This is a genomic window from Leisingera sp. ABM4_101 (genome assembly GCF_056158725.1).
Genome location: NZ_JBSWTV010000002.1, coordinates 4,164,272 through 4,187,386, shown reverse-complemented (window position 1 = coordinate 4,187,386; position 23,115 = coordinate 4,164,272). Strand labels below are relative to the sequence as shown.

Annotated in this window: 17 protein-coding genes; 10 read left to right on the top strand and 7 right to left on the bottom strand. The window is 63.5% G+C overall.

Annotation, left to right across the window (positions count from 1 at the left end; translation table 11 throughout):
* Positions 1–65 precede the first annotated feature (65 nt).
* From ACXAEK_RS21460 to lpdA, 3 genes are read right to left on the bottom strand one after another with little or no spacing between them, the layout of a single operon-like run.
* Positions 66–1,436: an alanine/glycine:cation symporter family protein gene (locus ACXAEK_RS21460; protein WP_475045031.1), complete on the bottom strand. Its 1,371-nt coding sequence runs from the start codon at positions 1,434–1,436 to the stop codon at positions 66–68.
* Between the two features lie 25 nt (positions 1,437–1,461).
* Positions 1,462–2,406, bottom strand: coding sequence for a lipoyl synthase (gene lipA / locus ACXAEK_RS21455; protein ID WP_475045029.1), 945 nt, complete (start codon positions 2,404–2,406; stop codon positions 1,462–1,464).
* Between the two features lie 18 nt (positions 2,407–2,424).
* Positions 2,425–3,807, bottom strand: a complete 1,383-nt coding sequence (gene lpdA / locus ACXAEK_RS21450) for a dihydrolipoyl dehydrogenase (RefSeq protein WP_475045028.1) — start codon at positions 3,805–3,807, stop codon at positions 2,425–2,427.
* Positions 3,808–3,980: 173 nt separating this feature from the next.
* Between lpdA and ACXAEK_RS21445 the strand changes: the two genes are divergently transcribed.
* Both ACXAEK_RS21445 and ACXAEK_RS21440 read left to right on the top strand, forming a co-directional pair.
* On the top strand, positions 3,981–4,595 hold the full coding sequence (locus ACXAEK_RS21445) for a helix-turn-helix domain-containing protein (RefSeq protein ID WP_475045026.1): 615 nt from the start codon (positions 3,981–3,983) through the stop codon (positions 4,593–4,595).
* A gap of 101 nt (positions 4,596–4,696) precedes the next feature.
* Positions 4,697–5,365, top strand: a complete 669-nt coding sequence (locus tag ACXAEK_RS21440; RefSeq protein ID WP_475045024.1) for a GntR family transcriptional regulator — start codon at positions 4,697–4,699, stop codon at positions 5,363–5,365.
* A gap of 9 nt (positions 5,366–5,374) precedes the next feature.
* On the opposite strand, the gene ACXAEK_RS21435 is transcribed toward ACXAEK_RS21440, so the two are convergent.
* The gene (locus ACXAEK_RS21435; RefSeq protein WP_475045022.1) at positions 5,375–6,268 is read right to left on the bottom strand and encodes a LysR substrate-binding domain-containing protein; all 894 of its coding nucleotides are present in this window, start codon (positions 6,266–6,268) and stop codon (positions 5,375–5,377) included.
* A 109-nt stretch (positions 6,269–6,377) separates the two neighbouring features.
* On the opposite strand from ACXAEK_RS21435, the gene ACXAEK_RS21430 reads away from it, so the two are divergent.
* The 8 genes from ACXAEK_RS21430 to tcuB are packed head-to-tail and all read left to right on the top strand — an operon-like array spanning position 6,378 to position 19,638.
* The gene (locus ACXAEK_RS21430) at positions 6,378–7,922 is read left to right on the top strand and encodes a trimethylamine methyltransferase family protein (RefSeq protein WP_475045020.1); all 1,545 of its coding nucleotides are present in this window, start codon (positions 6,378–6,380) and stop codon (positions 7,920–7,922) included.
* Entirely contained in the window at positions 7,922–9,406 is a 1,485-nt protein-coding gene (locus tag ACXAEK_RS21425; RefSeq protein ID WP_475045019.1) for an aldehyde dehydrogenase family protein, read from the top strand. Before ACXAEK_RS21430 ends, ACXAEK_RS21425 begins: the two co-directional genes overlap by 1 nt.
* The gene (locus tag ACXAEK_RS21420) at positions 9,403–10,698 is read left to right on the top strand and encodes an aspartate aminotransferase family protein (protein ID WP_475045017.1); all 1,296 of its coding nucleotides are present in this window, start codon (positions 9,403–9,405) and stop codon (positions 10,696–10,698) included. Before ACXAEK_RS21425 ends, ACXAEK_RS21420 begins: the two co-directional genes overlap by 4 nt.
* A complete protein-coding gene (locus ACXAEK_RS21415; RefSeq protein ID WP_475045015.1) occupies positions 10,695–13,100 on the top strand; it encodes a GcvT family protein in 2,406 nt (801 codons plus the stop codon). The genes ACXAEK_RS21420 and ACXAEK_RS21415 overlap by 4 nt, the downstream gene beginning before the upstream one ends.
* Positions 13,093–15,504 (top strand): GcvT family protein, encoded by a 2,412-nt coding sequence (locus tag ACXAEK_RS21410; RefSeq protein ID WP_475045013.1) that lies wholly within the window; start codon positions 13,093–13,095, stop codon positions 15,502–15,504. Before ACXAEK_RS21415 ends, ACXAEK_RS21410 begins: the two co-directional genes overlap by 8 nt.
* A 3-nt stretch (positions 15,505–15,507) precedes the next feature.
* Positions 15,508–17,172: a thiamine pyrophosphate-binding protein gene (locus ACXAEK_RS21405; RefSeq protein WP_475045011.1), complete on the top strand. Its 1,665-nt coding sequence runs from the start codon at positions 15,508–15,510 to the stop codon at positions 17,170–17,172.
* 8 nt (positions 17,173–17,180) lie between these two features.
* Positions 17,181–18,557: an FAD-dependent tricarballylate dehydrogenase TcuA gene (gene tcuA, locus ACXAEK_RS21400; RefSeq protein WP_475045009.1), complete on the top strand. Its 1,377-nt coding sequence runs from the start codon at positions 17,181–17,183 to the stop codon at positions 18,555–18,557.
* Positions 18,550–19,638: a tricarballylate utilization 4Fe-4S protein TcuB gene (tcuB, locus tag ACXAEK_RS21395; protein ID WP_475045007.1), complete on the top strand. Its 1,089-nt coding sequence runs from the start codon at positions 18,550–18,552 to the stop codon at positions 19,636–19,638. Before tcuA ends, tcuB begins: the two co-directional genes overlap by 8 nt.
* A 694-nt stretch (positions 19,639–20,332) precedes the next feature.
* On the opposite strand, the gene ACXAEK_RS21390 is transcribed toward tcuB, so the two are convergent.
* From ACXAEK_RS21390 to ACXAEK_RS21380, 3 genes are all read right to left on the bottom strand, one after another.
* Positions 20,333–21,427: a sensor histidine kinase gene (locus tag ACXAEK_RS21390; protein WP_475045005.1), complete on the bottom strand. Its 1,095-nt coding sequence runs from the start codon at positions 21,425–21,427 to the stop codon at positions 20,333–20,335.
* Positions 21,399–21,893, bottom strand: a complete 495-nt coding sequence (locus ACXAEK_RS21385) for a response regulator (RefSeq protein ID WP_475045003.1) — start codon at positions 21,891–21,893, stop codon at positions 21,399–21,401. The genes ACXAEK_RS21390 and ACXAEK_RS21385 overlap by 29 nt, the downstream gene beginning before the upstream one ends.
* A 101-nt stretch (positions 21,894–21,994) precedes the next feature.
* Positions 21,995–22,654, bottom strand: coding sequence for a response regulator (locus ACXAEK_RS21380; RefSeq protein ID WP_475045001.1), 660 nt, complete (start codon positions 22,652–22,654; stop codon positions 21,995–21,997).
* Positions 22,655–23,115 lie beyond the last annotated feature (461 nt).

Genomic DNA, 23,115 nt, shown 5'->3' with positions numbered 1-23,115 from the left:
CGGTCTCCTCGAGATGTGGAATTCTGTGTCAGGAGCGGGGGGCCGTGACGGCCCCCCGTCGATGGTTATTCAGCTGCGGTGCCAGCTTCTTCCGATTTGCCGCCGGTGGCAAAGAACTCTTTCGTCAGTTTGAAGACGATCGGGCTCAGCAGGGCCAGGGCGATCAGGTTCGGAATGGCCATCATAGCGTTCAGCGTGTCCGCCAGCAGCCAGATGAAGCCCAGGTCCGCAGTGGCGCCAAAGTAGATCATTACGATCCACAATACGCGGTAGGGGATCAGCGACTTCACACCCAGCAGGAACTCGACGCATTTCTCGCCGTAGAAGGACCAGCCCAGGATGGTGGTGAAGGCAAAGATCGACAGGGCAACCGCGATCAGCGAGCCGCCGATGCCGGGCAGGGTGGTCTCAAACGCCAGCGAGGTCAGCGCCGCGCCGGATTCGCCGGAGGTCCATGCACCGGAGGAGATGATTGCCAGGCCGGTGATCGAGCACACGATGATGGTGTCGATGAAGGTGCCCAGCATCGCGATCAGGCCCTGGTTGACCGGACCTTTGGTCTCAGCCGCTGCGTGGGCGATCGGAGCGGAACCCAGGCCCGCTTCGTTCGAGAACACGCCGCGTGCCACACCAAAGCGGATCGCCGCCCAGACTGCCGCACCGGCAAAGCCGCCTTCGGCCGCGGAGGGGGTGAAGGCATAGGTGAAGACCAGCGACAGTGCGTTGCCGATGTTGCCGAGGTTCAGCAGCAGTACCAGAAGGCCTGCGATGATGTAGGCAATTGCCATGAACGGAACCAGCTTACCGGCAACCGCACCGATGCGGGTGATGCCGCCCAGGATCACGGCGGCGGTCAGAACCATCAGGATCACGCCGGTGACCGAAGTGTTCACGCCGAAGTTCGATTCCAGAACCTGCGCCACACCGTTGGCCTGCACACCGTTGCCGATGCCAAAGGCCGCAACTGCGCCGAACAACGCAAATGCAAAGCCCAGCCAGGCCCATTTCGCATCCAGGCCGTTCTTGATATAGTACATCGGGCCGCCGACATAGTTGCCCAACTCGTCTTTCTCACGGTATTTCACCGCACAGACGGCTTCGGCATATTTGGTGGCCATGCCGACCAGCGCGGTCATCCACATCCAGAACAGCGCGCCGGGGCCGCCGAGGAAGACCGCGGTCGCCACACCCGCGATGTTGCCGGTACCGATAGTGGCCGACAGCGAGGTCATCAGCGCGTTGAACGGGCTGATCTGGCCATCGCCTTGGCCTTCACGGCCCTTGAACAACAGGCTGAAGCCGGTGCCGATCTTCAGGATCGGCATGAACTTCAAGCCGACCTGAAGAAAGAAGCCAACGCCCAGAATGAGGACCAGCATCAGCGGCCCCCATACTACGCCATTGATGGCTCCTACGATTGAATTTAACGCTTCCATGGGTCTCCTCCCGCTTGCGTTAAGGTTAAATGCCCTTTGCCAAGGCCATCTGACGGGCCTCTTTCAGGGCGGCAAAATCTTCATCCGCGTGGAACGATGAACGGGTCAGCGGCGTGGCTGACACGTGCAGGAAGCCCTTCGAGCGGGCGATCTGTTCCAGCTGCGCGAATTCTTCCGGCGACCAGAAACGGTCGATCGGGTGATGTTTGGGGGTGGGCTGCAGGTATTGGCCCACGGTCAGGAAATCGACCTGTGCGGCGCGCAGATCATCCATCACCTGGCGCACGTCGTCCAGAGTCTCGCCCAGGCCGACCATGATGCCGGATTTTGTGAACAGCTGCGGGTTGGCGCGCTTGGCGTCGTCCAGCAGCCGCAGAGAGGTGTAGTAGCGCGCGCCGGGGCGCACACGCGGGTAAAGCCGCGGCACGGTTTCCAGGTTGTGGTTGAAAACATCCGGTGCGGCTTCGAACACCGCGTCCGCCGCCGCGCCCTTGCCCAGGAAGTCCGGGGTCAGCACTTCGATGGTGGTGCCGGGGTTCTGGTGGCGGGTGGCGCGGATCGTCTGGGCGATGTGCCCGGCGCCGCCGTCCTCCAGGTCGTCCCGGTCCACGGAGGTGATCACCACATGGCGCAGGCCCAGTTTCTTGACCGCCGCCGCAACCCGGCCCGGCTCAAACGCGTCCAGCGTGTCCGGCCTGCCGGTGGTCACGTTGCAGAAGGAACAGCCGCGGGTGCAGACCTCGCCCATGATCATCATGGTGGCGTGGCGCTTGGACCAGCATTCGCCGATGTTGGGGCAGGCGGCCTCTTCACAGACGGTCGCCAGATCATGCTCCCGCATCAGCTTGCGGGTCTCGTAATACTCCGCGCTTTCGATCTTCTTCTTGCGGATCCACCGCGGTTTGCGCGGGATGGCGCTGTCGGCCTTGTGGGCCTTTTCCGGGTGGCGGGGTCTTAGCTGGATCGTCATCTGGCGGCTCCCTCCAGATCAGGCGTGGATGGCACGGCCAAGCGCATCAAGGCAGGCTTCTTTCACCGCCTCCCCCATCGCAGGATGCGCGTGACAGGTCCGTGCAACCTCCTCGATAGTAGCACCTTTGGTCATCGCAAGCACCAATTCTGCAATTAAATCACCGCCATGCGCGCCGCAGATATGGGCGCCGAGGATTTTGCCCTCAGGGCTGGCCAGCACTTTGACGGCGCCGTCGGTTTCGCCAATCGAGCGGGCGCGGGAGTTTGCCATGAACGCAAACTTGCCAGAGATGTAATCGGTGCCCGCTTCTTTCAGCGCTTCTTCGGTCAAACCGACAGAGGCAACTTCGGGGTCGGTGTAAACCACGCCGGGGACAGTGTTGTAGTCCACATGGCCGTGCTCGCCCGCCATGATCTCCACGCAAGCCACGCCGTCTTCCTCGGCCTTGTGTGCCAGCATCGGGCCGGGCACGCAGTCGCCGATGGCAAAGATGCCGGGGACAGAGGTTTGGAAGGTTTCGTCCACCTCGATAAAGCCGCGAGGGTTGATGGAGACGCCGAGCTCTTCCAGGCCCAGGCCCTTCGTCACCGGGCGGCGGCCGATGGCGACCAGCACCTTGTCGGCCTCAATCTGCTCTTCCTTGTCCTTGCCGACACGGTCGAGGGTCAGGGTCAGGCCGTTCTCGCCCTTCTCAATGGTCTTCAGCGCACGGCCTAGCTGGAACTTCAGCCCGCGTTTGCTGAGTGCGCGCTGGGACAGCTTGGCAATCTCGCCGTCGATACCGGGCAGGATGCGGTCGAGGTATTCCACAACCGTCACCTTGGAGCCGAGGCGTGACCAGACCTGACCAAGTTCAAGCCCGATCACGCCGGCGCCGATCACCACCAGATGCTCTGGCGCGGCTTCAAGCGCCAGCGCACCGGTGCTGCTCAGTACATCCACCTCGTCGATCTCCACGCCGGGGAGGGTGGCGGGTTCCGAACCGGTGGCGATGAGGATGTTCTTTGCAGTGTAGGTTTCACCGCCCACCTGCACCTGGCCGGGCGCCGGAATGCTGGCCCAGCCTTCGATGTGGTCGACGCCGTTCTTCTTGAACAGGAAGGCGATGCCTTTGGTCAGGTCGCTGACAATCTTGTCCTTGCGCGCCATCAGCGCGCCCAGGTCCAGGCTGACCTCCCCGGCCGAAATGCCATGCGAGGAGAGATGGGAGAGTTCGGCATATTTGCCCGAAGAGGTCAGCAGGGCCTTGGAGGGAATGCAGCCAACGTTGAGGCAGGTGCCGCCCAAAGAGCCGCGGCCTTCGACGCAAGCAACCTTCAGGCCCAGCTGCGAAGCCCGGATTGCTGCGACATAACCGCCCGGTCCAGCCCCAATCACGATCAGATCATAAGCGCTCATTTGGTTTCTCCTCCGAAATGCGGTCCAGGACCGGCACGTATGCTGCCGTATACGACGTTGCGTCTCCTATAGGAAACTTTTTCCCTCTTGCAAACAAAAAGTACTGTGATGGAAATTTTGACCCGCAGATACATCAAAGCTAAGCTGTTTTCAGCACAGGAGAATTCACGCAAATGGAACCAATTCCCTCAGAGGAAACAGGACTGGGTCCCGAAGCCATGGAGGCTCCGGACGGGGAAATCCTGGGGAAAATAATTCGCGACGCCCGCAAGGAAAAGGGCCTGACGCTGGAGGAAGCGGCCCGCGCTGCGGCCATCGGCAGGTCCACTTTGTCGAAGATCGAGAACAACCAGACCCGTCCCAGTTTCGAGATCATCCGCCGCCTGATGCAGACGCTGGAACTGGAAACGCCGCAGCTGTTTGTGCAGTCGGGGCAAAGCGGCGTGACCGGGCGGCGCGACTTTACCCGCACCGGCCTGGGCGAGCACAAGGAAACCGCGACCTACGACCACGAACTGCTGTGCAGCGAGCTGACCAGCAAGCGCATGGTGCCTTATATCAGCACCATCAAGGCGCGCGATGTGACCGAGTTCGACAATTGGGTCCGCCACCGCGGCGAGGAGTTCATGTTTGTCTTGAGCGGCGAGCTGATCCTTTACACCGAGCACTACCGGCCGCTGCGCATGGGACCGGGTGACTCGGTCTATTATGACAGCGGCATGGGCCACGGCTGCGTGTCGGTCAGCGCGGAAGACGCAAAGGTGCTGTGGGTCTCGCTGGAAGTCTAGCCGGGCCTGTGGCCGGTTTGCCTGCTTGCCGCATTTCGTATCCAATCTGCTTTTCCGGCCGGCCAGGTTTTAATAGACCTGTTTGAAAGGAGACCTGTGTTATGAATCTGGATCCGGTCGATACCTCCAAAGCCGCTTCGGCCTCGGCCGCGGTGTTCGAAGCCCTGCGCCAGGCGATCATCGACGGCCGCCTGGAGGAGGGCGAGCCGCTCCGGCAGGAGGAGATTGCGCGCCGGTTCAAGACCAGCCGCATTCCGGTGCGCGAGGCGATCTCGCGGCTGGAGGAATACGGTCTGGTCAAGACACAGCGGTTCAAGGGCGCGGTGGTGGCCGGTCTGTCGGCGGATGAGGCGGCGGAGATCTTTGAGTTCCGTGTCCTGCTGGAGCCGGAAATCATCCGCGATGCGGTGCCGCGGATGTCACCGGAACTGCTCGCGCAGGCCCGATTGAACTGCGAGGCCTTTGCAGATTGCAAGAACCCTTTGGAATGGGGGGTCTTGAACCGGGAATTCCATGACGCGCTCTACAGTGCCAGCGCGCTCACGTTTTTCCGGGAGTCGGCCCGCGGCGCGATGGACCGCATTGACCGCTATATCCGGGCGCAACTGGTGATGAGCGACGGCATGGAGCGGGCCGAGCGCGAGCACCTGGAGATCCTTGCCGCCTGTGAAGACGGCGATGCCGCCCGGGCGGCTGACCTGACCCGCACCCATATTCAGGCAGCCAAGGTCTCGCTGCTGGCGCATTTTCCGGTTCTGGCACGGCGCTGAAATCTCAGGTCAGGCGGCTGACGCCCTGGATGTCTGTGCCAGCAGCCAATCGCAAATGGCGCCGGTGATGTTCTCATTCGGGCCGGTTTCGGGCCGCACCAGGTAGTAAGCGCGGTTTTCGCTGACGGCGGTATCGAACAGCTGCACCAGAACCCCGCTCTCCAGATCGGTGTCGATCAGCGGAATCCACCCCATCACGATGCCCTGGCCGGCGGCGGCGGCCTGCAGCACGACGTTGGTGTCTTCAATGACCGGCCCCGGCAGAGGACCGTTCAGGCTGACACCGGCCTCCAGGAACCAGGCATTCCAGCCCAGGGTGTCGCGCTGGTGGATCAGAGGATAATTTGCGAGGTCCGCAGGCGACTGCGGCGGCCCCAGCCTCTGCAGCAGTGCCGGGCTGGCGACGGGCGCAGACAGCACGCTGACCAGCGGCTCCGAGATCATTCCGGGAAAGCGGCCGTCGCCCCAGGTGATGAAGATATCCGCATCCACATTCTGCGGTGACACCAGCAAAGGGGTCTGCACCAGCTTCAGCTCCACATCCGGAAACTCGGCACAGAAGTCGGCAAAGCGCGGCAGCAGCCAACGGGTGGCGAAACTGGGGCCAAGGGCGATGCGGACAGTGGTCTTCTCCGGCCAGCGTGCAACGGAGTTGACCGTCGCCTCCAAGATGCGGAACGCCTTGGCAGCACCATCGGCCAGCCGCGCGCCTTCATCGGTCAGATGCACCTGGCGGCCATCGCGGGTGAACAGCTGGATGTTCAGAAAGGCTTCCAGCCCGCGGATGTGATGGCTGATCGCGGTAGGGGATACATTGATGGCCTCCGCCGCGGCGCGGAAGCTGCCAAGCCGGGCAGCCGCCTCGAAGGCACGCAGCGCGGGGAGGGAGGGAAGATTGGCCATGCGGAAGTTAAATGAGTTTTTCTCATCAGTAGCAAGAGAAACTTGTTTTTGTGCGGCAGCCCGCCCCTGCGTAGCCTTTCGCGCACAGGAAGTCCGTCAGGGGAACACAATGGCTGCAAGATCGCGCCGCCGCGGCAGGGAAGCCCGGATCGAAGCCGAAAGCGCACCGGCAGAAGACAACCCGCCGGTCTGGGGCGGTATCGAGGGCGGACGTTTCCGGCCGCTGAGCGATGCGGATGAGGCGGAGGTCAACGAGGCGGTTCTGTCGCTTCTGGAAACCCTGGGGCTGAGCCAGGCAACACCCTCGATGATCGAAAGGGTCTGCGCGGCGGGCGGCAGCTACACCAACGACAAACGCCTGCTGTTCCCGCGCGATCTGGTGCTGAAAACCATCGAGGAAGCCCGCCGCGACGTTGTTCTGTACGGTCAGGACCGGCGCCACGATCTGGACCTGTCCGGCAAGCGGGTTCACATGAGCTCCGGCGGCGGAGCGCCCGGGGTTTTCGACATCGAGGACGGGCGTTACCGCGACGGCACGCTGCAAGACCTCTACGATGCCGCGCGCATTTGCGATGCGATGGAGAATATTCACCATTTCAGCCGTTCGGTTGTCGCCCGCGACATCGAAAACGTGGCGGATATGGACCTGAACACCGCCTATGCCTGCCTGATGGGCACCTCCAAGCACGTGTCGGTGTCGGTCTCCGAGCCTGAGAATGTGCCGCAGCTGGCGGACATGTGCTACGCGCTCGCCGGGTCAGAGGAAGCGTTCCGTGCGCGCCCCTTTCTGACGGTGATGGTCTGCCACGTGGTGCCGCCGATGCGCTTTGCCGAGGAGGCGCTGGACACGCTGGAGGCCGCGGTTCTGGCAGGCTTCCCGGTGCAATTGATCTCGGCTGGGCAGGCCGGCGCCACCAGCCCCGCGACCATTGCAGGCTCGCTGGTGCAGGCGGTGGCGGAGACTCTGGCCGGGCTGGTCTTTGTCCGGCTGGTCGACCCGGATGTGGCCGCGATCTATGGTGCCAAGCCGCTGATTGCCGATCTGCGTACCGGCTCCATGTGCGCAGGCGGCGGCGAGCAGGCGATCTTGATGGCGGCGGCGGCGCAGATGGGGCGGTTCTACAACCTGCCGGTCACGTCCATTGCCGGCATCACCGATTCCAAGACGCTGGATGCGCAATACGGCAGCGAGAAGAACCTGGCGGTGTCCTCGGCCGCCCATGCCGGATCCAACCTCATTACCCAGGCCTGCGGTATGCAGGCGAGCCTGCTGGGCGTTTCGCTGGAGGCCTATGTGGTCGACAATGATATGATCGGCAACATTCTTCGGACCTTGCGCGGGGTGGAGGTGAACGCCGAAAACATCGGTGCAGAGGTGATTGCCGAGGTTTGCCGCGGCGAGGGGCATTATCTGGGCCACCGCCACACCTTCAGCCGGATGAAGTCGGATTATTTCTACCCGCATTTCGGCGACCGCCAGACCCCGCGGGAATGGGAAGAGCAGGGCTCGCGCCCCATCGGCGATGCCGCCAAGGACAAGGCGCGGGAATTGCTGGCCGGCCACTTCCCTGGCCATATCGCGGATGGCAAGGACCTGGAGCTGCGCGCGCGTTTCAACATCTGCCTCAGCCGCCGGCAGATCGGGCGGGCGTGATGCTGGATCATCCGCTTTACCCCCGGCAGCTTGACCGCATCCCGCATTGCTGGATTGACGGCGCAGGTCAGGCAGGGTCGGGTGCCGCACGCAGCCTGATTGACCCTGCACTGGGCCGTGCCTTTGCCGAATGCCAGGATGCGGCGACAGGCCAGGTAGATCAGGCCGTTGCCAGCGCCAAGGCGGCGCTGCCGCGCTGGGCTGATACACCTCCGGCAGACCGGGCCGGGGTTCTGCTCCAGCTGGCTGAGCTGCTGGAAAAACACGCGGACAGGCTGGCAGCCGTTGAGAGCCTGAATGCAGGCAAACCCATCAGCCAGGCAAAACGCGACGTAGGCCGGGCGGCGGATTACTTCCGTTTCTATGCCGGCGCCTGCGACAAATTGAATGGCGAGAGCATCCCGCTGGGTCCGGAGCAAACCGCCTTTACGGTGTTGGAGCCGGTGGGGGTGACGGCGCATATACTGCCGTGGAATTACCCGATCTCAACACTTGCACGTGGGGCAGCTCCAGCCCTGGCCGCAGGCGCCTCGGTTGTTGCCAAACCCTCGGAGCTGACGCCGCTCACAACCATCTTGACCGCCGAGCTGGCATCTGAGGCGGGTCTGCCTGCCGGGGTGTTCAATGTTGTAACCGGCGCAGGCGAAATCGGGGAAGCGCTGGCCAGCCACAAGGATGTTGCGCATGTGACCTTTACCGGCTCCACCGCGACCGGGCGCAAGATCATGCAGTCCGCCTCCAAGCCTGTTGCCGGAACCACGTTGGAGTTGGGCGGCAAGTCCCCGGTTGTTGTGCTGGCGGATGCCGATCTGGATGCCGCAGCCGAAGACGTGGCGCGTGGCATCTTCTTCAACGCAGGCCAGGTCTGTGCCGCAGGCGCCCGGCTGATCTGCGAGTTTACCGTGCATGATGCGCTGGTTGATAAGGTCGCCGCCAAGGCCGAAGCCATGACCTTGGGCCACGGGCTTGACGACCCGGACCTTGGCCCGCTGATCTCCGCAGGCCAGCTGGAACGGGTGCAAGGGTTTGTCGACCGCGCCAAGGCCAAAGGTTTGACCTGCGTCACCGGCGGCCGGCGCAATTTCCCGGAAAAGTTGTCAGCTGGCAATTTTTTCGCGCCAACGATTTTCGCGGCAGTCCCGGCTGACGCCGAGATCGCCCGGCAGGAGGTCTTTGGCCCGGTGCTGGTGACCCAGACCTGCCAATCGCCTGAAGAGGCGCTGGAGCTGGCAAACGGCACGGCCTTTGGCCTCGTCGCCGGGATCTATACCGCCGATACCACCCAGGCCATGCGCTTTGCCCGCAAGGCGGAGGCGGGGCAGGTGTTTGTGAACGGCTTTCTCAAGGGCGGCGACACCCTTCCCTTCGGCGGCGTCAAGGAAAGCGGCATCGGCCGCGAAAAAGGGCTCGCAGGCCTCAGCGCCTATTGCGCCATCAAATCCATCGTTTTGAACCACAGCTTGAACCACCAGGAGCGGGCATGAACACCAGCCAATCCCTTGCTGAACGCGCACGCCTTTTTATGCCGGGCGGGGTCAGCCACGAGCTGCGCTACAAGACCCCGCATCCGGTCTATTTTACCCGCGCCAATGGGGCCGAGAAATGGGACGCGGATGGTAAGCGCTATATCGATTTCAAGCTGGGCGCCGCCAGCCAGATTCTGGGCCATGCCCATCCCGAGGTGGCCGAGGCCGTCGCTGCCCAGATGCAGCAGATGCCCTATACCGGCGACTGCCACCCGTTGGAGGTGGAATGGGCCGAGTGGCTGAACCGCCTGTTCCCCTCCGCTGAACGCGTGCGCTTCACCGGTTCGGGCACTGAGTCCACCATGCTGGCGCTGCGGCTGGGCCGTGCGCATTCTGGCCGCGACAAGGTGCTGCGCATCGACGGGCATTTCCACGGCTGGCACGACATGCTGATCAAAGGCGCCAAGCCCGGCGCCAATACCGCGCCCTCGCTGGGGGTGCCGCAGGCGGTCAGCGACCTGACTGTGGTGGCGCCGTCGGATTTGGAGGCCATTGCCGCGGCACTGGACAGCGACCCGCAGATCGGCACGGTGTTTGTCGAGGCTTCGGGTGCCAACTACGGCTCGGTGCCGCTGCCCGAGGGCTTTATGCAGGGCATCCGGGCGCTGGCGGATCAAAGCGGCCATGTGCTGATCTTTGACGAGGTGATCACCGGCCTGCGCTGGTCGCCCGGCGGACGCCAGGCCCGCGACGGCGTGGTGCCGGATCTGACCACCCTGGCCAAGGTCGTGACCGGCGGGCTGCCGGGCGGCGCGGTTGTCGGCAAGGCAGAGATCATGGAGCTGCTGAGCCCTGGCGAAACCCGCGACGGGCTGTCGCCGCCGGTCAGCCACAAAGGCACATTTAACGCCGCGCCCATGGTGGCGGCAGGTGCGATCAAGGCGATGGAGATCCTCTCCACCGGCGACGTGCAGGCCCACGCTGACGCGATGGCCGCGCGGCTGCGCGATGGTTTCAATGCGGTGTTCCGCGAACAGGAGGTGCGGGCGCTGGCCTATGGCGACAGCTCCACCTGCCATATCTATTTCGGCGGTACCTCAATCGACGGGCTGGACGCCGCCGCCATCCGCAAGACCCCGCCTGCCGTTGTCAAGGGGCTGCGCGACGGGCTGCTGGAGCGCGGCGTGGACTTCATGTCTTTCACCTCCTGCGTCACCGGCCTGCCGCATACGCCTGACCTGATCGACGAGGCCGTGGAGCAATTCCGCGGCACCATTTCCGCGCTCATCCGTGACGGAGTACTTCAATGAGCCTCCCCTCCCACGCCCGCACCGTCATCATCGGCGGCGGCGTCATCGGCTGTTCCATCGCCTATCACCTGGCCCGCGAAGGGCGGAAGGATATCGTGGTGCTGGAACGTTCCAAGCTGACCTCCGGCACCACCTGGCACGCCGCCGGGCTGGTGCGCCGCCTGCGGCCCTCGGCGACGCTGACCAAGCTGATCAACTATTCGATCGACCTTTATGGCGAGCTAGAAGTGGAAACCGGCCAGGCCACCGGCTGGACCCAGACCGGCTCCCTGACGCTGGCCACCAATCAGGACCGGCTGACCAACATCAAACGCCAGGTCAGCTTGGGCCGTGCCTTCGGGCTGGAGGCCGAGGTGGTGGATGCCAAACGTGCCAAGGAGCTGTGGCCGCTGATCGAAACCGACGACGTGATCGGCGCGGTCTGGTCGCCTGCCGATGGCCGCGTGAACCCCTCTGACGTTGCGCTGGCACTGTCCAAGGGCGCAAGGGCGCGCGGTGTGCAGATCTTTGAGGACACTGCTGTCACCGGCCTGCAGAAGAAAGGCGGGCGGATCTCCGGCGTCGAGGTGGGCGAGCATCTGATCGAGGCCGATGAGGTGGTCATTGCCTGCGGCCTCTGGTCCCGTGAAGTCGCCGCCATGGCGGGTGCCCATATGCCGCTGTACGCCTGCGAGCATTTCTACATCCTGACCAAACCCTTGCAGGAGGTGCAGGCGCTGGGCAAGGGCGCGCATCTGCCGACGCTGAACGATCAGGACGCCTTCCTCTATGCCCGTGACGATGTGGAGGGGCTGCTGGTCGGCTGTTTTGAACCGCACGCCAAGGGGTTGCCCCTGGACCGGCTGCCCAAGGATTTCTCGTTTGATCTGCTGGACGAGGACTGGGACCACTTCATGCCGATGATGGAAAACGCGCTGCGGCGCATCCCGCCACTGGAAAAGGCCGAGGTGCGGATGCTGCTCAATGGCCCCGAAAGCTTCACCCTCGACAGCCAGTTCATGCTGGGTGAAAGCCCCGAGGTGCCGGGGCTGTTCCTGATGGGCGGCATGAACTCCACTGGCATCGCGCTGGCCGGTGGCGCGGGCAAGGCGATGGCGGAATGGATCATCGCCGGTGAGCCGACGATGGAGCTGAACGAGGCCGACATCCGCCGCTTCAGCCCGGAAATGAACGTGCTGGGCGCGCTGGAGGCCCGCATTCCCGAGGTGCTGGGCCGCCATTACGACAACCCCTTCCCGGGCCGCTCGATGGAGACCGCACGGGGCCAGCGCCGCTCACCCATCCATGCCGGCCTGGTGGCCGCAGGCGCACGCTTTGAGTCCCGCGGCGGCTGGGAGCGTGCGGTGCATTTCGGCGGTGAAGACGCGCATCTGCCGCTGACCTTCGGCGCGCCGGCCTGGCGTGAACAGGTCGGCAAAGAGGTGCAGGCCTGCCGCACCGGCGCCGCGATCCTGGACCAAAGTGCCTTTGGCAAGATCATGGTGCAGGGGCCGGACGCCTGCGCGTTCCTCAACCATCTATGCGCGGCACAGATGGACATACCCGATGGCCGGATCGCCTATACCCAGATCCTGAACCAAAAGGGTGGCGTCGAAAGCGACATCACGGTGCAGCGGCACGGGCCAGGCACTTATCTGATGATCGTGGGTGCGGGCGAAGTTGTGCGTGACCTCAAGCGGATGCGCGAGACCAAAGGCGCGTTTCACGTGGAATTCACCGATGTGACCGGCGGTTATGCGATCATCGGTCTGGCCGGAGCCAAGGCGCGCGAGGTGCTGCAAGCCACCTGGAACAGCCCGGTGCCGGATCTGAAACGCTTTCAGTTTGGCGCCGTGGAGATCGGCCTGGCCCGCGGCTGGGCCGGGCGCCTCAGCTTCACCGGTGAGGAGGGCTATGAGCTCTACATCCCTGCCGACATGGCCATGGCCGCCTATGAGGCGCTTGTTGCGGCAGGTGCCACCCATGCCGGACTGTTTGCCAGCGGTAGCTTGCGGATCGAAAGTGGTTTCCGGGCCTTTGGCCATGAGCTGTCGCCGGGAACAACTCCGCAGGAAGCCGGGCTGGGTGCTTTCTGCGCTTTCGGCACCGGTTTCGTGGGCGAAGAAGCCTTGAAGGATCACGCCCCGGAGCGCCGCATCGTCTCGATCCTGTTTGACGATCCGGAGGCGCTCCCGATCCATGACGAGCCGGTTTACTTTGATGGCAAAGTTGTCGGCCAGATCACCTCGGCGGCCTGGAGCTACAAATACGGACGGTCTGTCGCGCTGGCGATGGTCGACGCGCCGCTGGACCAGCTTGCCAAAGACACCGTTGTCCCCGGCTTCGAAGTCGAAATCGCCTGCACCCGCTATGGCGCCAAGGCGTCACTGAAATCCGCCAAAGAGGCGTTTGCACATGACTGACATCCCCCGCAGCACGCAGGTCGCCATCATCGGCGGCGGCATCATGGGCGTGGCCGCCCAATTCCAGTTGGCGGAGAACGGCTGGACCGACACCATCCTGTTTGAGAAGGCGGAGCTGACCTCCGGTTCCACCTGGCACGCGGCAGGGCAGATCGCCCATGCAGTGGGCAGCCGCTTGGCGGGCTGGATCAACAAAACCTCGATCGAGACTTATAAGAGGGTCGAAAAGGAAACCGGCCAGAGCATCGGCTGGCATGAGGTCGGCGGTTTCCGGATCGCGACCACCGATGACGAAGTCGACTGGATGAAGTCGATCATGGGCGTCGGCAAGCTCTTGGACCTGCCGATGGAGCTGGTTGGCCCGGAAGAGGTGACCCGCGTGAACCCCTTCTACAAGGTGGACGACGTCAAGGCGGCGGTGCAGACCTTTGAGGACGGCCATATCGACCCGTCTTCAGTGACAATGGCGCTGGCCGCCGCCACCCGGGCGCGGGGGGCGAAGATAGAACGCCGAAATCAGGTGCTGGGCGCCTCGCGCAAGGGCGATATGTGGCTGCTGCGCACGGAAAAGGGCGATGTGCTGGCCGAACATGTGGTGATTGCCGCGGGCTCCTACGCCAACCAGGTCGGCGAATGGTTCGGTCTGAAAATCCCTTCAGTCTCCTGCCTGCACCACTATCTTGTGACGGATACCGTGCCCGAGTTCATGGACCGCCCCGAACTGCCTGTCATGCGCGACAACGCCTATGGCGGCTATATCCGGCAGGAGCAGAAGTCCGGCCTCATCGGTATTTACGAGGGCCATGTCTGCCCCACCGTCTGGACCATGCCGCAGGGTGCGCCCTGGGCTGCGGAGAATGAGCTGTTTGAGGCGGATTACGACTTCATCGGCGACTTTCTGATGGTGGCGTTTGACAAAATGCCGGTGCTGGCGGAACTGGGCATCAAACGGGTGGTGCGCGGCGCCATCACCCACACGCCGGATGGCGGTATGCTGGTGGGGCCGTCGGGGGCGCCCAATGTCTGGCTGTCCTGCGGCTCCTCCATCGGCCTTGCCTGGGGCGGAGGCGCGGGCAAGGTGCTGGCCGACTGGATGGTACATGGCGAAACCCCGATCAACACCCGCGGAATGGACCCGCGACGCTATGGCAATTTCTCAACCGATCATTTCATCGTTGAACGCACCAAGGACGAGTTCATGCGGCGGCATGATACTCCGTGTCCCGGCAAACAGTTCGAGAGCCTGCGGCCGCTGAACCGCCACCCGCTTTATGACCGGCTGGCCGCCAAGGGTGCGGTGTTCGGCGAAGTGGCTGGCTGGGAACGCCCGCGCTATTTCGGCGAGGTTGGCGAAGTAGAGCAGATCGGCTGGGGCCACCAGCCCTGGCACGCCAACGCCATGGCCGAGGCCAAGGCGACGCGTGAAGCGGCAGGTGTCATCGACCTCTGCGCCTTTGCCCAGTTTGAGATCACCGGCAAGGACGCAGGCAAGCTGCTGGACCGTTTGTCGGCCAACAGGATCCCAGTGCGCGACGGTCGGATGAGCCTCAATCACTTGCTGACGGAGAAAGGCCGGTTCGAGACGGAGATCACCATCTGGCGCATGGCTGAGGATCGCTATTTCACCGGCTCGCCCATTGCCCGCTGCAACCCGGATTTCGACTGGATCAAATCGCACATCCGTGACGGCGAAGACGTGCAGATGATCAATCGCACGTACGACTGGGGCATGCTGGCGCTCTCCGGCCCGGCCGCGCGCCGGATCCTGGCGGAGCTGACGGAGGCCGATCTCACGAACAATGCGTTCCCTTGGCTTTCCGGGCAGGAGATCACCGTGGCCGGCATCCCCTGCTACGCTCTAAGGGTCTCGTTTGTGGGCGAACTTGGCTGGGAGCTGCACGCGCCGCTGGATCGTATGGGCGAACTCTACGACGCGCTGTTTGCCGCTGGTGAAAAACACGATCTGACCGACCTGGGCTCTTATGCTTTCAACGGCATGCGGATGGAAAAGGCCTACCGGGCCTCTGGCGAGCTGACCACCGATGTGGGGCCGCTGGACGTGGGGCTGGAACGTTTTGTGGCCGCCGAAGGCCGCGAATTTCAGGGCAAGGACGCCCTGCTGGCCCGCGATCCGGAGTGGGAGCTGTTCTACGCGGAACTTCACGCGGACGGGATAGACATCCACGGCGGAGAGCCAGTGCTGCTGGATGGCCAGCCCGTAGGTCTGACCACTTCCGGCGGCTACGGCTATACCGTTGGCAAGTCTCTGGGTTGGCTGTTCGTGCGCAAGGGCACGCCGCGTGAAGGCCTGTCCGTGCAGATCCTGAACCGTGAAATTCCCGTGACCGTCCACCAGGACGCCATCTTTGACCCGCAGAACCTGCGGCCCCGATCCGAGGATTAAGACATGACCATGATCAATGGCGGCGAGGCCGTCTACCGTGTGCTGCAAGCCAATGGCATCGACACCGTGTTCGGCCTCTTGGGCGGCTCGATGCTGGAACTTTACGACGCGATGTATGAAGGCGGCGAAATCGCCTATGTCGGTGCTCGGGATGAGCGCGCGGCGGGCCATATGGCAGATGCCTGGGCACGCATGACCGGCAAACCCGGCGTGGTGCTGGGCGCGCAGGCAGGTCCCGGGGTCGTCAATATCGTGACCGCCGTGGCCGAGGCGCAGCTGGCCTATTCCCCGCTGGTGGTGATTGCCGGTGCCATCACCCGTGCCGACCAGTGCAAGGACACCTTTCAGGAGGTCGACCAGGTGGCGCTGTTTGCGCCGATCTCAAAACGCTCGGTCATGGTCACCGACCCGTCGCGCCTGGCGCCGATGCTGGAGGATGCGATCCGGCTGGCCAACTCGGGCCGCCGCGGCCCTGTGGTGCTGCATGTGCCGCGCGACCTGTTTGCCGCCGAAGTGCCCGCCATCGACCCCAAGCCAGTGAACATCGCCCGCCCGGGGCCAGCGGCTCCGGAAGACATCAGCGCCATCGCAACCCTGCTGTCGAACGCGGAGCGCCCGGTGATCTTTGCGGGCGGTGGCTTCAAATGGGGAAGGGGGCGCGAGGCGCTCACCGCTCTGGCTGAATCCCTGGAAGTGCCGGTGGTGGCCTCGACCGGCCATGCCGATGTGATGCGCCACGGCCATCCGTGGTTTTCAGGCCAGGCCGGCCCGCGCGGCAATCGGGTCGCCAGCCGGCTGACCAAGGAAGCCGACGTGATGGTGGTGCTGGGGGCGCGGCTTGGCTTCAACTCTACCTTCCACAGCAATGATTACGTCGGCTCCGATACCCGCATCGCCCATGTGGATATCGACGGATCCGCCGTAGGACGTTACTTTCCGGCCGAGATCGCGGCGCAGGCGGATGCACGGCTGACCGCCGAGGCGCTGGCCGCAGCCGCCAACAAACCGGCAGCGGACGAATGGCGTGCGGCCTTTAAGGCAGACATGGAAAGCCTCGCCGCGGAACGCGAGGAAGAGGCGCAGATCGCCACCCTGCCGATGCACCCGCGCCGCGCACTGGGCGAGATCCGCGCGGCGTTGCCGGAGAACGCTATCGTCACCCTGGACACCGGCAACACCTGCCTGCAGGCCGCCGACCGGCTGGCCCATTATGAACCCCTCAGCCTGATCACGCCGCTGGATTTTGGTCTGGTCGGTTTTGGCCTGGCCGCCGCCATCGGCGCCAAGGCCGCAGCACCGGAGCGCCCGGTGGTGGCAATCATGGGCGACGGCGCCGTCGGCTACACCATGATCGAGATCCAGACCGCCATTCAGCACAAGCTGCCGGTGGTGATCGTGGTCTTGGACAACGAGGCCTGGGGGGCTGAGAAGGCTTATCAGCAGGAGTTCTATGGCGGCCGCCTGCTGGGGGCTGAGATCACCTCGCCGCGCTATGACAAATTTGCCGAACTGTGCGGCGGTAAGGGCATCTGGGTCGATGGCCTCGGTGAAATGGGGCCGGCGCTGGAGGCAGCTCTTGCCAGCGGGGAAACCACCATCATCCAGGGTAAAATCGACCCCGGTGCGCTGATGACCCTTCGCAAGGACCTGTTCAAGGCGCCAAAGTAAGCGAGATGATGAGCAATCCCGATATCGTTGTGGTGGGCGGCGGCAATGCCGCCCTTTGCGCTGCGATCACTGCGGCGGAGACCGGCAAGCGCGTGCTGATGCTGGAGGCCGCGCCCAAGCCCTACCGCGGCGGCAACTCCCGCCACACCCGCAACTTCCGCTGTATGCATGACGGTCCCTTGTCGGTGCTGACCGGCACCTACGATGAGGACGAGTATTACAACGACCTGCTGCTGGTCACCAAGGGCAAGACCGACGAGCACTTGGCCCGCATGGCGATCCGAGGCAGCCAGGAAAGCCAGCCCTGGATGGAGGCGCATGGCGTGCGGTTCCAGCCCTCGCTGTCGGGCACGCTGTCGCTGAGCCGCACCAACGCCTTCTTCCTGGGCGGCGGCAAGGCGCTGGTCAATGCTTACTACCGCACTGCTGAGGCGTTGGGGGTCGAAGTGCTCTATGAGGCGCCGGTCACCCATATCGAGCTGGACGGCGACCGGATCACGCGGGTTGAATTCACTCACGGCGGCGAACACCACAGCCTTAGCCCGCCCGCGGTGGTGGTGGCCTCCGGCGGCTTCCAGGGAAACATCGAACGGCTGGTCGAGGCCTGGGGGCCGGAGGCCGAGAACTTCCTGATCCGCGGCACGCCCTATAACCGCGGGGATGTGCTGTTTAACCTGCTGGGGCAGGGGGTGCAGTCCATCGGCGATCCGACCCAATGCCACGCGGTGGCCATTGACGGGCGCGCGCCCAAATTCGACGGCGGCATTGTCACCCGGCTGGACTGCGTGCCGTTCTCGGTGGTGGTGAACAAGGACGGCGACCGTTTCTACAACGAAGGCGAGGACGTCTGGCCCAAACGCTATGCGATCTGGGGGCGGCTGGTGGCAGCCGAGCCGGAGCAGGTGGCCTATTCGATCATTGATGCGAAATCCAAGGACCTGTTCATGCCCTCGGTCTTCCCGCCGGTCACCGCGGACACGATCCCGGAACTGGCGGGCAAGCTGGGACTGGACCCGCAGAAGCTCACCCAGACCATCGAGGTCTTCAACGCGGGCTGCCGTCCTGGCGATTTCCACCCGGCCGAGCTGGACGGGCTGGCGACCGAAGGCGTGACGCCGCCGAAAACCAATTGGGCCCGCCCGATCACCGAACCGCCGTTCTACGGCTACTCATTGCGTCCCGGCGTGACCTTTACCTACCTGGGCTTCAAGGTGGACGACACCGCCCAGGTGCAAGGGGCGGGCGGCCCGGTAGAAAACCTCTGGGCCGCAGGAGAAACCATGGCCGGCTCGATCCTGGGCCAAGGCTATCTGGCCGGCTTCGGCATGACCATCGGCACTGTGTTCGGCCGCATTGCAGGCCGGGAGGCCGCCAATCATGTTTGATCAGAGCCAAATGGACAGCAAACCCTCGACCCGCATCGGCGAGGCGCGCCGCCAGATCGAGATCTGCAACGCCTGCCGCTACTGCGAGGGCTATTGCTCGGTCTTCCCCGCGATCATGCGCCAGCGCAGTTTTGCCGAGGCAGACATCACCCAGTTCGCCAATCTCTGCCACAATTGCCGCGGCTGCTACTATGCTTGCCAATACACCGAACCGCATGAATTTGACCTGAACCTGCCCGGCATCCTGGCCGAGGTGCGTGCGGAAAGCTGGGAGCGCTTTGCCTGGCCCGGTCCTTTGGCCCGGCTGTTCCAGCGAAGCGGTACGGCGCTGGTGCTGGCGCTGATGCTGGGATTTGCAGCGCTGTTCTGGGCTGCCCAGACCCTGCGTCCCGAAAGCGGTGAAGGCTTCTATGCAGTGATGAGCCACGGGCTGATGGTCTCGATCTTTATGCCGGCTTTTGTGCTGCCGCTCTTGGTGCTGTTTGCCTCTCTGCGCGGCTATTGGCGCCATGTGGGCGGCGGGCGGGTCCGCCTGTCCCACATACGTCAGGCATTGGACCGCGCCGCCCGGCTGAAGGACTTGTCCGGCGGCCAGGGGCAGGGCTGCAATTTCGAGGATGAGGACCGTTTCTCCAACGCCCGCCGCATTGCTCATCAGGCGGTGATGTGGGGCTTTTTGATGTGCTTTGGTGCGACCGCTTCGGGCACTATCATGCATTATCTATTTGACATACCCGCACCCTATGGCCTGTTAAGCCTGCCCAAGCTGCTGGGGGTGCCGGGCGGCATTCTGCTGGTCCTGGGGTGCGCCGGACTGGCCCGGCTCAAGCTGAAGGCGGATCCGGACCTTGGGGCCAAGCAGATGCGGTCCGGGGAGATGGGCTTTATTCTGCTGCTGGGGTTTGTTTCGCTCAGCGGTTTGCTGCTTTTTGCAGCGGCGGGCACTGCGCTGACAGAGGTCCTGCTGCCAATGCATTTGGGCGCGGTGCTGACCTTCTTCCTGCTGACCCCCTATACCAAGATGGCTCATGGTTTTTTCCGGCTAACGGCGCTGATCATGGATGCTGCACAGAAGAAGTGAGTTGCAGAGCGGCTTAGCTCCAGCCCCGGCAGTTCCTTCGTTAGCTGGCGCCGTGGCAGCCATCGCCCGGTTGCGCGCGGAATTGGCTGTTGTGCGGCCCGGTCCTGACAAATCAGCACAACCGCGGCAGGAGGGGTCAATTCCTTCCTGGGGGCGGGTTAACGCCTGCTGTGCGCCCCGGAATTCGGCGATGCGGTGAAGGGGATACCCCAAAGCCCCGCGTCCAGCGGCGGCCGTTGACCGCTAACGGCTTGCCAAAACAAGCAGCATATTGAATGCGAGTGCGGAATATCGCAATTGAAGGTGCCATGGTGATAGCGTGGCAAGTGTTATGTGCCGCCGGGCAACGGCCGGCTGCACTCACTCCGGACGCTTCGAAGGCGGCGCGGATAGAAAGGAGCTGCTGCCTCAGCGGATCGCGCATTGGCACCAGATATCCAGCCCGTAATACCGGCCCGGCCCGATTTGCCAGCCGCGGAAAGAAGAGTTCTGCCGGGCGCGCCGCGGTCCTGGCACAGGGCGAAGCGGCGGAAGTGTATCAGGTCCGCGCCGCTGCTATGGAGGATGGCGCGATTGGGCCGCCGTACGGCCCTGCCTGGACCAGTGGCAAGCGGTGTGCAATGTCAGGCCCTGCGGCACCGGACAGCGGCTTGCGCTGGCGGCGGGGCGGTTCAGGCTCAGCCAGGTGCCGCAGTTAAGCGCGTGCCTGCGCAGGCCCTGCTGCGTCCAAGCCAATGGTAAACCGGATGGCGGTGCCGCCCTCGGGCCGCGGGTCGCACCAGATTGTGCCATTGTGGCGGCTGGCGATCTTGGCGCAGGTGGCCAGGCCCAGTCCGCTGCCAGGCTGATCGCTGCCGCGCTGCAGGCGTTTGAACGGTTCAAAGATCTTTTCGCGGTATTCTTCAGGCACCCCGATACCATTGTCCGCCACGGTTATCATGAGCCCCTGCTGTGCCGTCTCAGCCGACACGGCAATCTCCGGCGTCTTGCCGCCGCTGTATTTGATCGCGTTGCCAATCAGGTTCTGCAGCAGCTGCACAATGTCCGGCGGAAAGCACAGGACGCTCAGCCCGCCTGAATGCCACTGCAGTCTGGCTCCGGACTTTGCAAGATCCTGTGCCAGCACCGCCTGCAGACTGTCAAATAGGCTGTCAACTGTGACATGTTCAGGCTTGCCGTTGCTGTGCGGGTTGATGTGGCGTGCCAGTCCTTCGATCAGCTCTGAGGTCTTGCGCACCGATTTCTTCATCAGCTCGAACTGCCGCCCGGCTTCCTCCTGATCGCCGCTCCGGTATTCCTCCTGGATCTGGTCGCTGAGAAACTTGATCGCCCGGAGCGGTGCCCGCATGTCATGCACCAGAACATTCGAAAACAGGCGCAGTTCATTCTGCTGTTCCTGGATCCGCCAGCGCATTTCCGCAAGCCGCAGCCCGTTTGCAACCATCCGCTTAAGCGCTTCCTGGGTGATTGCAGACTTGGGGATGTAATCGCTGGCTCCGGCCAGAATGACGCTCTTGGCGATCTCCTCATCCCCCTGGCCGGTGGTCATGAACAGAACGGCCCGCGGCCAGGCATCGCTCAGCCGGGCAATCAGTTCCAGCCCGTTGCCGTCTGGCAGCAAGTAGTCCAGCAGGATCACCTGCACTGGCTGGCCGGCGTGAGACAGAGCCTCACTGCCGCTGCCGGCCTCAATGACATCGGCGGCGGGATAAAGCTGTCGCAGCAGCCTGCGCATCAGCTTCCGGTCACCGGCATCGTCGTCAATGATCAGGATATTGGCCACCGTCATCGGACACCTTTCTGATGTGGATTTCGGGCAATTCGACGATGCGCCAGTAGCTGTCCAGCGTCGCCATAAGATCGACAAACATGTCGCCGGCGTTCGACTTAAGAATGTAGCCGGCCACATTGCTGGCATAGGCTGCGGAAATATCCCGTTCATCCGCGGAGGTGGTCAGGAAAATGAACAGAATCTTGTTCAGAACAGGGTCAGCACGGATATCCCGCAAGAGCTCAATGCCGTTCTTGCGCGGCATGTTGATATCGCTGAGAACCACAAAATTGGGCGGCGGCACCTGCTGCATTTCGCCGCGCAGAAAGGCCAGGGCGTCAACACCGTCTACAAACCGCATGATCGGATTTGCGATCTTTGCACGGTCAAAAGCCCGGCGGAGCGCCTTGGCGTCGCCGTCGTCGTCCTCAACCAGAATGATGTTCAGGGCGCGGCGGCGGCCGGGCGGGGGGCTGTGTTTCATTCTGTCCTTTCCTTTCCCGGCGTACGGGCCAAGCAGATGCGCGGCAGATTTTCATGGGCTGCCGCCGTCAGCCGGACTGGCCCGCCAGCAACTGTTAACGCCTATTGAAGCAGAGTGGGCGTGGCCCTGGCGGTGATCTCCCGGGTGTCCTCGATCACGCTGTCCAAATCGTCCATAAAGGCCACAAGATCCTTACAACCGCGTTCCAGCAGCGACACATCGGACAGCACCGAGGGCGGCACACTGCCGTCCTGGCGGGCCTGGGTCTTGACCATGCGGACCCCGGCCAGCGTGCGGCTCAGAAGCAGCCGGAGATCCGGGCCGCAGCCCACGATGAACCGTTTGAAGATCCGCCGCAGCTCCTTTTCGGAGGCACGGGCGCTGGTCAGCTGGCCGTAAAGAGCGCGGCGTTCTATTGCAGAGGCAATGGATTTGATCAGCGTGTCAGTGGTCAGCTCTTCCTTGACGATGTAGTCGGCACAGCCGCGGCGCATGGCATCGACGGCAATTTGGTAGTTGGTCATGCTGGTCAGCATGATGGGGACCGCCTGCACCTGCTCCTCGTGGCACAGAAGGATTTTCAGCGCATCCAGCCCGGTGTCCATGCCCAGGTTGTGATCCAGGAAAACCAGGTCGAATTGCGCGGCTTCCAGCTGCTGGCGCATTTCATCCAGATTGGCGGCTTCGTAGAATTCCGCCCGCATCCCCGCTTTGCGGCATAATTTGCTGAGGCGCAGCCTGTCGATTTCGTCGTCATCCACGGACAGAATGCTGAGGATGGCTGCATGGCCGGCGGGGCGGTCAGGTCGGAAAAGTGAGTCTCTCTCATTCGGTAACCCTCTTTGAACTACGCATCCCCCGGGATGTCGGTCACCGGGAGATATTCGCCTTAAAGGTGATTGTAGCACCATTCAGTTCGCGTGCTTAATAATTTTCTTGGGCGATTTGATTAAAGAAAATTGAGCAACTGTAATGCGTTACGGCTTTTTTGCGCTGCCGAAACGCAAAGTGGTTCCATTTTGCGCTGTGTTATTGCGGCGGTGCCGGTGCACTTGCCGGACGGGCCCGGTCCGCGGGCCGCCTGCCGGAGGGGACTGTGCGGCAAGGCCGGTCCTGCCGCAGGCGGACGGCCGAAAGCCCGGGCATCGGCAGCGGAAGGTCAGAGCCGGCCAGGCTGCAAGCGGGATGTATCAGGGGGGAGGGCGGTTCAGCGGTTCAGCTG